Source organism: Methylomagnum sp., from assembly GCF_054333355.1.
The window spans coordinates 1-10,690 of record NZ_JBTEKS010000123.1; the positions used below are offsets into that span (position 1 = coordinate 1).

Consider the following 10,690-nt stretch of genomic DNA (forward strand, 5'->3'; position numbering starts at 1 on the left):
CCGTCAGTTCGTACTCGTGCCGCACCGGCTTCCCGCAGTACACCTTCTTCTCCACCACACCGGCTTGCTCCAGTTTCTTCAGGCGATCGGCTAGGATGTTCGTGGGAATGCCTTCCGGGGATTGGGCAAACTCGCCGTAACGGGCCTTGCCCAGCACCAGGTCGCGGACGACCAGCAAGGTCCATTTGTCGCCGAACAGGTCCAGCACATTCGCCACGGGGCACGGGGAACGCCCGTAAGCCGGAATTTCATCGTTCTCGTTCATGTGGAATTGGGTCTCTTTGGAAAGGTTGCTTGCAATATGCAAGGAACCTCTCTACTGTGTGGTCGCTTTTAAAATGAAAATGACTATAACACCTCGCCATCCGGAGGAACTCCATGATCGTGCTGCATCAATTTCCCCGTTCCTGGGGAATCCCCAACCCGAGCCAGTTCTGCGTCAAGATCGAGACCTATCTGCGCCTCGCCAAGCTCCCCTATCGCATCGAGGCCGCCATTCCGTTCCAGGCCCCTTTGGGCAAACTGCCGTTCATCGTGGATGAGGGCAAGAAGGTCGGCGACTCCCGGCTCATCGTCGAGTATCTGAAGGCGACCTATGGGGACCCGCTCGACGGCTGGCTGTCGCCCGTGGAGAAAGGCATGGCCATGGCTTTGCAGAGGTTGCTGGAGGAGCACCTGTACTGGGTAGGCATGCTGGCCCGCTGGGATTATTCGGAGCCCAACTGGCAGGTGAACCGACAGGCGATTTTCGGCTGGCTGCCGCCGGTCGTCCGTGACTTGGGCGCCATTTATTACCGCCGCCGCATCAAGGGGCAACTGCTCGGCCACGGACTCGGCCGGCTGTCGGAGGAGGCCGCGTTTACGCTGGGCCGGGAAGATCTCGACGCGCTGGCCGAGTTCCTCGCCGACAAACCTTATTTCATGGGGGACCGGCCCTGTAGCCTGGACGCCTCCGCCTACGGCATCTTGGTCAACACCCTGGGGTGCCCCATCGAATCACCGCTCAAGGATCATGCCCTGGCAAGGACCAACCTGGTGGACTATTGCCGGCGCCTCCAGGCCGAATGTTTCCCGGAATTGCCGTGGGGGGCGGATACCGCGGAACGACCGGCCATCAGCGACGCGATCGGGGAGGTCGGCCATGAAGTTGTATGAGACGCCGCGCACCCGCTCGGCCCGTTGCCGATGGGTGTTGCAGGAACTAGGCGTTCCCTTCGAAGCGGTATCCGTGAATCTTTCTCAAGGCGAACAAAAGCGGGCTGAGTTCCTGAAGCTGAACCCCTATGGTCGAGTCCCGGTGCTAGTCGACGGCGAGTTGGTGTTGTCGGAGTCCGTCGCCATCTGCCTGTACCTGGCCGACAAATATGCGGATCGGGGCTTGGCCCCGACGCCGGGGACCGCCCAGCGCGCCGTGCATGACCAATGGCTATTGTTTTGCGCGACCGAATTGGAGCAGCCCCTGTGGCAAATTCGCCGGCATACGGCGCTGTATCCGGCCGAACAGCGGCTGCCCGCCGAAGTGGCGATCGCCCGGGCAAACTTCCAACGGGCGGCGGCCGTTCTAGACGGTGCGTTGCGGGACAAGGTCCATCTGGCGGGCACGGGCTTCAGCATCGCCGACATCGTGGTCGCCCATACCCTGCTTTGGGCCGCCGGCTATGGATTGCTCGGTGACTATCCCGGCCTCGAAGCGTATCTGAACCGCCATCGGGCACGGGACTCCTGCCCCGAAGAACTGCGGCGTTAGGCCCTGGATACGGATCCCACTCCCATGCCACCCATCGGAAGGCCGCCGTTGATTTTCGTAGATCCTTTTCCTTCCGTCGAAAGCGGCCGTATTAATCAAACGGGGGGTAAGACTGAAAGCCTTGCGTGCGTGTTAACCCAATGCCACCGGTCCCCACGGATCAGCGCCGGGGGGCGCCACATTGACCAGCTTTTCGTTAACGAACTCATAAAAGCCACGCTCGGATAACTCGCGCCCGAATCCGGAGTTCTTGATTCCGCCAAACGGAAGCTCCGGCGAAGTCCAGGCAGGTTGGTTGATGAAGACCATGCCGCTCTCGATTTTCGTCGCTACGGTGCGGCCGTGCTCGATATCCGCCGTGAAAATGGAAGCGCCGAGTCCAAAGGGCGTTGCGTTGGCCAGTTCAATGGCCTGTTCTTCACTATCGGCCACATAAAAGGCGGCGACTGGACCAAATAGCTCTTGTGTATAAATCGGATTGTTTTCGTTGATGTCGGTTAGCACCGTTGGCGCTAGAAAATATCCCGGCCTATCGATTCTATTTCCTCCCAGTACGATTTTTGCGCCGCCTTTTTGGGCCTGATCAATTTGATCGAGAAGAAGATTCAACGCTTTTTCCGAGGATAGCGGCGCCAAAGTAGTCGCCGGATTCATCGGATCGCCAGCATTGAAAGAGGCCATTCGTTTGACGAAACCGTCCAAGAAGGCCTTACCGCGATCCTGCCCAACCACGATGATGCGTTTGGAGCCAACACAACACTGACCGGTGTTAAACATGCGGCCAAACAGGGCGCTATTCAGCGTGGGTTCGAGTGGTGCGTCCTCGAGAACAATCAGCGGATCACTCCCGCCCATTTCTGCCACGACTTTTTTCAGCGCGCGGCCAGCGCGTTCAGCCACAGCCGCCCCCGCCCGTTCACTGCCGGTTACCGTGACACCACGAATGCGAGGGTCTTCGATGACGCGGCCGACTTGTTCGATACTCGCGAATAAATGGGTATAAACCCCGGTTGGCGCACCGGCCTCTTCGAAAACCCTCGCCAAGGCAAGTGCAGACTGCGGCACATTTTCCGCGTGTTTGAGCAGCAGCACATTGCCAGCCATCAACTGTGGCCCCGCCACCCGCGCAACCTGGTAATAAGGAAAATTCCAGGGCTCTATACCCAGTAGAACGCCTATGGGCTCAATTAGCACTTTCGCGTTCGGCGATTCCGGCAAGTCTTTCTGGGCCAAATAAGATTTTGCATTTTTGGCGTAGTACTGGAGTATCCCAGCGGTAATATCGACTTCAGCGTAAGCTTCGCCGATGAGTTTCCCCATTTCTAACGTCAAATATTGTGCGTACTCGTCTTTTCTTTCCAGCAGGATGGAGGCCGCCTTTGCCATGATCTTAGCGCGCTCGTCGATTGAACGATGACGCCAGTCGGTTCGATAGGCGCTATCAGCGTTGGCAATGGCAAGTTCTAAATCTGAATTGGATAGCTCGGGATAAGATGCGAGTAATTCGCCGGTCGCTGGATTGATGGATTGATAGGCCATATTTTTCACTCCTGTTCAGTCGATTCCGCCTCGCCCAGAAACACATGGCAATACCGGTGGCATGATCTCGGACGGATAACGATGATTGTGCGAAGAAGTGCCCGGCTCATTGTGAGCCGGGCACTGGGTTTTAGTTAACCCGTCACGCCTGGCGTCAATAAAAAGTGACCCGCAGGGAGTTTTTCTTGGTAGGTGTAAGGACTGGCCTTGTTTTCCGCAACCCAGCGTTTTTCAGCTATCGACTCGAAGGGTGGTGGCAGTTCGCCTTGTAGCGACCAAAGATCGAATGGGGTTTCGTCAATCGAAATTTCCCAATCGAAACCGCGCTCTTTAACAAAAGGCGCAATCACTTCGTCGAGCGTTCGCATCCACCATTCTCGTATGATTGGGCCAGGTAATGTGCGGGCTATCTGGTCAACCTTGAAGCGAATAAACTTGTCATTTTGCACGCCACCGACGAAGCAATTACCTTTAGTCGCTTCTTCAAAAATAACGACGGCATAAAATTTTGGAATGGGTATGCCCGCATAAACGTTGGTGATTTGTTCAGCCAATTCTTGTTTGTCTTCGGCAGTGAACGCATTGGTAGGATGATAGACTTTCCACAAAGGCATGATGGTTCTCCTGAATGTCGATAATGAGGCCCAAACCGGCTAAGCCGCGATTGAACCGGTCAGCCCTGATCCGAGTGCCCGGCGCCGGAGGCGATGCGGATGGGGGCTACGCGCCGCCCGCATCGGTTACCGGAGTTCTTCCGGCGCATCCAACCCCGAGCGGCTGCGTTGGGCGGTAATCTAGGCCCCCGCCGACCCGGCGTGAAATGAAGAATCTTCATGCGTTTATGAAAAGGATTCATGCCGCGCGGCGAATTCAGGAAATAAAGCGATGGCCGATTTGCGAACCTTTGATTTGAACTTACTGGTTGCCTTCAATCTACTGATGAAGGAACGCAGCGTGTCGCGGGCGGCGGAGAAAATGTTCATCAGCCAGTCGGCGATGAGCCATGTGTTGCAGCGCTTGCGTCAGCAACTGGAGGACCCGTTGCTGGTGAAGACCCCGACGGGTATGGTGCCCACCGCGCGCGCCCTGGCTTTGGTCGAACCGGTGGCGGTGTTGCTCAGGGAGGTGGAAGGCTTGATCAAAGCGCCCGCACCGTTCGAGCCGGGCACGAGTCGGCGTTCGTTCGCGATTGCCGCTACGGATTACGTGGAAGCGCTGTTATTGCCGAAACTGGCCCCGCGCATCGCCCGGCAGGCGCCCGGCATAGACGTTCATTTCAAACGGACCAGTACCCGGTTTCCGCTCGACGAGCTGGAGCAGGGCGAAATCGATATGGTCTTGGGCTTCGACGTGATGCTAGAGCCGCCCAGGCACCTGCATTGCGAGACCTTATTCGCCGATTGCATGGTCTGCGTGGCGCGGATCGGCCACCCGGTCGTGAACGCCGCGCTCACGCTGGAAGATTACATCGGGTTGCCGCATATCATGGTGTCGCGCACGGGCGCCAGCGCCGGCCAGGTCGATTGCTGGCTGGAGGCACACGGTCGTGAACGGCGGGTGGCGCTGACCGTTTCGCATTTTCTGTCGGCGTCGTTGACCGTCGCTCAAACCGATAGGGTCATGGCCGTCCCCCGGCGTATCGCCGAACAATTCATCCGCAGCCTGCCGGTGCAGCTGGTACCGCTGCCGATGGATTTGCCGAATTACGATACCGTGATGGTCTGGCATCCTCTCCAAGAGCAGGAGCCGCCCCACCGATGGCTGCGCGGTGAAATTCGCGCCGCTTGCGCCAAGTTGGACGGTTAAGAGTTCTATTGGCGGCTTTGGCCGAGGAGGTAGCGCCCGTGTCCTCGGAATGTAGATCAGCTTTTTGAGTGGCGCTGACGCTCCAATGTCTTGCGCGAACCCGGTGCGAAAGTCTGGAAGTGGCCGAACTCTTTCCGATGGGAGTCATCCGCCGCCACCGGGTCCGTCCCGCAAATCCGCGCATCAGGGTAACCTGGGGGACATGTTCAGGAGGCGCGATGCGGATTCCCGCCACCGGGACCGCCCGTGTCCCCGATCCACAGTTGGGAAGACTCAAGGCACGATCCAGCCGCCGACGGCGGACAGCTTGCCGTCGGACTCGATGCGGGCGATGTAACTGCCTTTCGAGGCGAAGCGTTGCCCGGTGCCGAGGCTCAGGCGCGGATAAACGCTGGCCGGGGGGAGATTGCCGATCATCCCCTCGATCCGCTCGATCAGGTAGGCCGATGAAAAATTGTCCAGGAGGTGTTTGACGGCCTCCCCCAGCACCACGGCGGCGCAGAAGGTGTTGGCCTGCAAGCGCTCGTGGGTGAACGGCAGCCGCCTCGATTTGAGCCAGTCCCTGGCCCTGGCCATCTGGGCGGTCCGGGAGTCCGGCAGTTGCCAGGGATAGGTCAGGTAGAGCTTGCTGCCGAGGCTGTCCGGCAGGTTCGGCCCGCGCTCCCCGGCGAGGCTCGCGGACAGATACACACCGGCCAATCCCGCCCCCGGTTCCGCGATGCTGTCCAGCCCGTCGAGATCGGCCGCGTCCAGCCACAGGACCAGATTCGCGGGACGCCGTTCGAGCAGGTTCCGCCAAACGGCGGGGGTGAGTTGTTCCGACCGGCCCAAGCCGATGTCTTGCAGCCGTCCGGCGGCGGAGCCTGACAGCGCCCGGCGGAACGCCGCCGCCGCCACGGCACCCGCCGAGCCTCGCCGGAACACCTGCGCGATGGAACGCGGGTCCGGGGATTCGCCGAGACGCTTGGCCAGGGCCTCCGCCTCCACGGTCAAGCCCTTGGAAAAGTACACGGAGTAGAAATCGCCTTCCGCGATCACCGGCACATCCGTGTTCGGGAACAGGCAGGCCACCTCGAAGCGCTCGCAAAATTGGTGGACCGGTTGCCAGACGCCCCGGCCCAATCCGCCCAGGGTGGCGAAGACCGGCTGGGCGCGGTAATGCTTCGCTAGTTGGGCCGGCCAGGTGGCTTCGGACCCCTTGAGCTCCCAGACGTGGAGCTGCCAGCGCTTATAGACCTGGTACATCTTGTAGGCGCTGAACCGGTTCCGTTGGGTGTCGTGGCGCGTCTCAGCGTTCTTGTCGTGGAAATAGGTTTCGAGGACGTCCAGCATGGCCTTCCGTTCCGCCGGGTCCACGCCCGCCCCGACCACCGTGGCGATATGCAGGGTGGAATCGCTCACCCCCGGCGAGTGGGCCGGGGGCGCGGATTCCAGATAGGCGGCGAGCGCCGCGATGTCCTGGTCGTCCATCGCGTAGCGGGGCATGAACGGCGAAAACGGGCGGCCCGCCGGGTTGATTCCCTCGCGCAACGCCCGTGCGAAAGATTCGTCCGTATAGGGCGGCCGCCCGGCCCCGGTTTGCCGGAACGCTTGCGGCAAGACCCCTTTGGTGGTCGAGAGCGGCCCGGACCGGAACAGCGCGGCGGCGGTCACGGGCGGGACCAGGTTGCCGCCCTCGCTGGAACCCATCCGGCTGCGCTTGTGGCAACCCGCGCAGCCGACCTGGGCGCCGTCCAGGGGCACGTCGCCAGCGACCGTGGCTTGCAGGGTTTTCCCGGACGGCAGGCGACCCGTCAGATAGATCTGCTTGCCGATTTCGATCCGGGCCGCGTCGGAAACCGCCCCGGCGGCCGGGCCGATCCACAGGCCGCAGGCTAGGAGCGCCAGTCCGACGCGCCGACACCGCGCGAACAATCCGCGCCTCATGAGCGTTGCTCCGGCTTGAACCGCGCCTCCCGTTGCGGACGCCCCAAACCGTCGTCCACCACGATGTGCCCGATTTCGAAGTCCCCGATGCGCACGGCCACTTTGTCGCCGGATCGCACCGTCTTGCCGGGATTGCCGAACAGCAGGAAATAGATTTGGTCCTTCCGCGCGGCCTGGGTGGTCTGCCGCAGGGCACCGACACGCGGCATCCTGGGCACCTCGAACTTGGCCTGGGTCTTCTCGGCGATGGCGAGGGCGTGGTGCTTGCGGTCCAGCAAGGGCGCGGCCTTGCCGGGGTCCAGCACCCTGAACCGGAAGTCCAGCATGTAACCGGCCGCCGAGAGGTGCATCCCCTCGATCTTTATCCCCCAGCGTTGCTCGATGGCCTTGGGGTTCGCCACGTCCAAGGGTTTGGCCGCATGAATGGGTGACGGTTGCTGCCCTGGCGATTCCGGCGGATCGGCCAGGCAGCCCTGGTCAGCCAGGGCGAGCGCCAACGCGCCAGCCATGAGGTGGGTGAATTTGCGGCGGTCGTGTCGATGGATGTCCATTTCGCATCTCCCCTTAAGGGTTTGGATTCTGGTGTTTTTGGTAGGGGGCGGCTGTTGGAGATGGGTTTAATGGGTTTATCCGATTGGAGCGCGGGCCTCTGGCCCGCGAGCGGGCGGGACGCCCGCGCTCCCCTCAACCACCCAGCCCCGACTGGAGTGCAAGGCGTTCCGTTCGGAAGGGTTATGGAAGCGCAAGGCAAGCCTTGCACTCCAGCCGTTCGCGGTCGGTATCGAATCCATTTGAAAACCGCTCAAAAGGCGCTCCTACCACAGCGGGCCGGTGGCGGTGCGGGTTAGGGCACGCTGCTGAGCGTCACCCCGAGCGCGGCGGATGGCGCGCCCAGGTCGTCGGAGACGCGGTAGCTGTAGCCGATGTTCTGGGTGTTGCCCGCCGTCATGGTCACCGTCACGCTGCCGTCGCAGTGGTTGGCGATGACGGCGCGGGTCGCCGAGGTGCCCAGCGCGCCCTGGCCACAGGCCGGATTGGCTCCGACCGTCACGCCCGTGCCCGCCACGGTGACGAGCAGCGTGCCGGGGACGACCCTGGCCCCCGCGCCGTCGGTCGGCTTGGGGCTGGCATTGGCGAGGCTCGGGTCGTTGGGATCGGTGTCGTTCGCCGCCAGATTCATGCGCACGGTTCGGAGCGCCGTCACCGTGCAGCGGGTCGGCTGGGTCACGCTGTTGGCGCTGCGGTCGTAAACGCAGTTGTCGCCCACGGCGGTGGGCGCCGCGTCGACCCTGAGACTCACCGTCGCGCCCGTGGCCGGTTCGCTTAGGGCGGCGCCGTCGTCGGCCCGGTAGCGGAAGCTCACATTGTTGTTGCCGGTGGCCCGGAAATAGGTGAACGAGCCATTCGGGCACAGGCTGGGCGAAGCCGTCGGCGGGCAGGTCAGGGTGCCGCCGTTCGCCAGGCTCCCGGCCACGAAACGTGCGGCAAGGGGATTAAGCTCGGGGTCCGTGTCGTTTCTCAACAGGCCGGGAGGATTGACGGCACGCGCCACGTTGGCCCGGTACAGGAACACATCGCCGACCGCCACCGGCGGTTGATTCACCGGAGCCCGCACGTTCAGATTCACGGTCGCCGTGGCACAGGCATTGGCCGGATCGCAGGTTTTATAGGCGAAGCTGTCCGGGCCTACATAACCGGCGGTCGGCGAGTAGCTGAAGGAGCCGTCCGCGTTCACCGTGGCCGAACCATGGGCGGGCGTCTGGCCGGATCCTTGGGTGGTCAGGGTGTCCTGGTCGATGTCGCTATCGTTGACCAGCAATCCGGGCGCCGGGACGCTGAGAACGACTCCCGCCGTCGCCGTATAAGGTCCGTCGTTGGCGGCGGTCGGCGGATCGTTGGCCGGATTGACGGTGATCGCCACCGTGGTGACGCCGCTGTCGTGCTGTCCCGCGTCCCTGGCCCGGTAGGTATAGCTGTCCGCGCCGTAATAGTTCGGGGCGGGGGTGTAGATGAACGACCCGTCGCCGTTCAGCGTCAGGGTGCCGTGGGCGACATCGCTGACGAGTACCGCCGTGAGCGGGTCGTTCTGGGGATCAGTGTCGTTCCCCAGCACGCCGGGCGCGGCCACGGTGAGCGTCGTGTCCTCCTCCGCGACATGGCTGTCCTCCACCGCCGCCGGGTTCTGGCTTCCGCCCTGTAACAAGGCGTGGGCTTGCTGGATGTTGAGCAGCCCATGGCCGTACCCGTGATCCGGGCCGGTCGGCCCCAGGTCCGTGGCCGAGCCAACCAGGGCGGATTCCAGGGTCGACACCGCGCTGTTCGGAAACGCCCCCAGCAGCAGGGCCAGGCCACCCGCCACATGGGCGGCGGCGAAGGAGGTGCCGCTGACCGTCATGTAGAGGGGGAGTCCGCCGAAGGACAGGTCCGTGGTGTTGACGTTGACCCCCGGCGCCACGAGCTGCGGAAACAAGCCTCCGCCGCAGGCCGAAGGCCCTCGGCTGCTGAAATAGGCCAAGTTCGAAGCGTCGTCCACGGCGCCGACGCCGAACCCCCCGGCGTTATTGGCCGGGCTGACGCTGGTGGCGGAGAGCGGGCCGCCGTTCCCGGCGGCGAACGCGACGGCGATGGCGGCGGTCTTCAAGGTCTGGATGTCGGCCTCGAAGCGCGTGTCGCAGAGGCCGGCGGCGGCGATTTGGAAGGAGCCGTTGACCACATCGGGGGCGTCGTCCGTGAGGGAATTGCCGTCGGGGTCCAGCAGCCATTGGAAACCCAGATGGAAATCGCTCTCCTGGGCCTGGCCCAGGTCGTTGAATACTTTCACCGCGATCCACTGGGCACCGGGCGCCACGCCGATGGCCGTGCCGCCCGCCTCGCCGCCCACCAACAGGCCCATGGTCTGGGTGCCGTGGCCGCTGGCGGCACCGGCGTAATCGACCGGCGTGGCGTGCTGGCCGTGGGGATCGAACCAGCTATTGGCGCCGCCCCGCCACTTCGGACCGAGATCGGGATGGTCCTTGTCGACGCCGGTGTCCATGTTCGCGACCAACACCTGCTGGCCGGTGTGGCCGAGTTCCCAGACCTCGGGGGCGTGGACGAGGTTGATGTTCCACTCCGGGGCCGCCAGGGCGGCCCCGTTCGGTCCCGGCGCACTCAAGGTGGAATCGACTTGCACGCGGGCCACGCCCGGCAGCTTCGCCAGGCCGCGAACCGCCCGCGTCGGCACTCTGGCGGCGATGCCGTTGATGATCCAGAGGGACTTGACGCGGCTGGCCGAGTGGCTCCGCAAGAAATCGAGCACCGGCTTTTGGTTCTTGTCCGCGTGCTGTTTGAGGGCTTGAATGACTTTCCCGCGCCGGACGCCTTTCGCCCTGTCCCGGATGGCGTTCAGATTCGCTTTGGTCGTGAGGGTGACAATGACCGGCACTTCCTGGTCGGGAGCGGTCGACTGTAGCCGCGTTGCCGTCTCGGCGTCCAAGGCCCCCGCGTGGAGACCGAAGCCGGGTGAGATTCCCAAGAGTGCGCCGACGAGGACGCGCGATGTTTGTTGTTTCATGTTCAGTTCCTTTGAGTTGGCTTAGTTCCATGGGGCGCGTGACTGCCCTTATAGCGGTTCTCATATGAGTTCGATACAAACCGCGAACGGCTGGAGTGCAAGGCTTGCCTTGCGCTTTT

The 10,690-nt window shown here is 62.8% G+C and carries 9 protein-coding genes; 3 read left to right on the forward strand and 6 right to left on the reverse strand.

Annotated elements, in window-relative coordinates; translation table 11 throughout:
- A partial coding sequence (locus ACXWUF_RS11170) for a winged helix-turn-helix transcriptional regulator (protein WP_458494756.1) occupies positions 1 to 265 on the reverse strand: 265 nt, incomplete at its 3' end.
- A 113-nt stretch (positions 266 to 378) separates the two neighbouring features.
- Between ACXWUF_RS11170 and ACXWUF_RS11175 the strand changes: the two genes are divergently transcribed.
- Together ACXWUF_RS11175 and ACXWUF_RS11180 are read left to right on the forward strand one after the other, a co-directional pair.
- Positions 379 to 1,155 carry a glutathione S-transferase family protein gene (locus ACXWUF_RS11175; RefSeq protein ID WP_458494757.1) on the forward strand — a complete coding sequence of 259 codons (777 nt, stop codon included), beginning with the start codon at positions 379 to 381 and terminating at the stop codon, positions 1,153 to 1,155.
- The gene (locus ACXWUF_RS11180) at positions 1,142 to 1,747 is read left to right on the forward strand and encodes a glutathione S-transferase family protein (protein ID WP_458494758.1); all 606 of its coding nucleotides are present in this window, start codon (positions 1,142 to 1,144) and stop codon (positions 1,745 to 1,747) included. Before ACXWUF_RS11175 ends, ACXWUF_RS11180 begins: the two co-directional genes overlap by 14 nt.
- A 132-nt stretch (positions 1,748 to 1,879) precedes the next feature.
- Here the strand turns inward: ACXWUF_RS11180 and ACXWUF_RS11185 are convergent, their stop codons facing one another.
- A complete protein-coding gene (locus tag ACXWUF_RS11185) occupies positions 1,880 to 3,286 on the reverse strand; it encodes an NAD-dependent succinate-semialdehyde dehydrogenase (protein WP_458494759.1) in 1,407 nt (468 codons plus the stop codon).
- Positions 3,287 to 3,420: 134 nt separating this feature from the next.
- Positions 3,421 to 3,900 (reverse strand): tautomerase family protein, encoded by a 480-nt coding sequence (locus tag ACXWUF_RS11190; RefSeq protein WP_458494760.1) that lies wholly within the window; start codon positions 3,898 to 3,900, stop codon positions 3,421 to 3,423.
- 271 nt (positions 3,901 to 4,171) lie between these two features.
- Between ACXWUF_RS11190 and ACXWUF_RS11195 the strand changes: the two genes are divergently transcribed.
- A complete protein-coding gene (locus ACXWUF_RS11195) occupies positions 4,172 to 5,092 on the forward strand; it encodes a LysR family transcriptional regulator (protein ID WP_458494761.1) in 921 nt (306 codons plus the stop codon).
- 273 nt (positions 5,093 to 5,365) lie between these two features.
- Here ACXWUF_RS11195 and ACXWUF_RS11200 read toward each other — a convergent pair whose 3' ends face one another.
- The 3 genes from ACXWUF_RS11200 to ACXWUF_RS11210 all read right to left on the reverse strand — a co-directional run bounded on the left by ACXWUF_RS11200 (position 5,366) and on the right by ACXWUF_RS11210 (position 10,571).
- On the reverse strand, positions 5,366 to 7,018 hold the full coding sequence (locus ACXWUF_RS11200; RefSeq protein ID WP_458494762.1) for a c-type cytochrome: 1,653 nt from the start codon (positions 7,016 to 7,018) through the stop codon (positions 5,366 to 5,368).
- Positions 7,015 to 7,569 (reverse strand): hypothetical protein, encoded by a 555-nt coding sequence (locus ACXWUF_RS11205; RefSeq protein ID WP_458494763.1) that lies wholly within the window; start codon positions 7,567 to 7,569, stop codon positions 7,015 to 7,017. Before ACXWUF_RS11205 ends, ACXWUF_RS11200 begins: the two co-directional genes overlap by 4 nt.
- Before the next feature lie 293 nt (positions 7,570 to 7,862).
- Positions 7,863 to 10,571 carry an Ig-like domain-containing protein gene (locus ACXWUF_RS11210; RefSeq protein ID WP_458494764.1) on the reverse strand — a complete coding sequence of 903 codons (2,709 nt, stop codon included), beginning with the start codon at positions 10,569 to 10,571 and terminating at the stop codon, positions 7,863 to 7,865.
- Between the last annotated feature and the right edge of the window lie 119 nt (positions 10,572 to 10,690).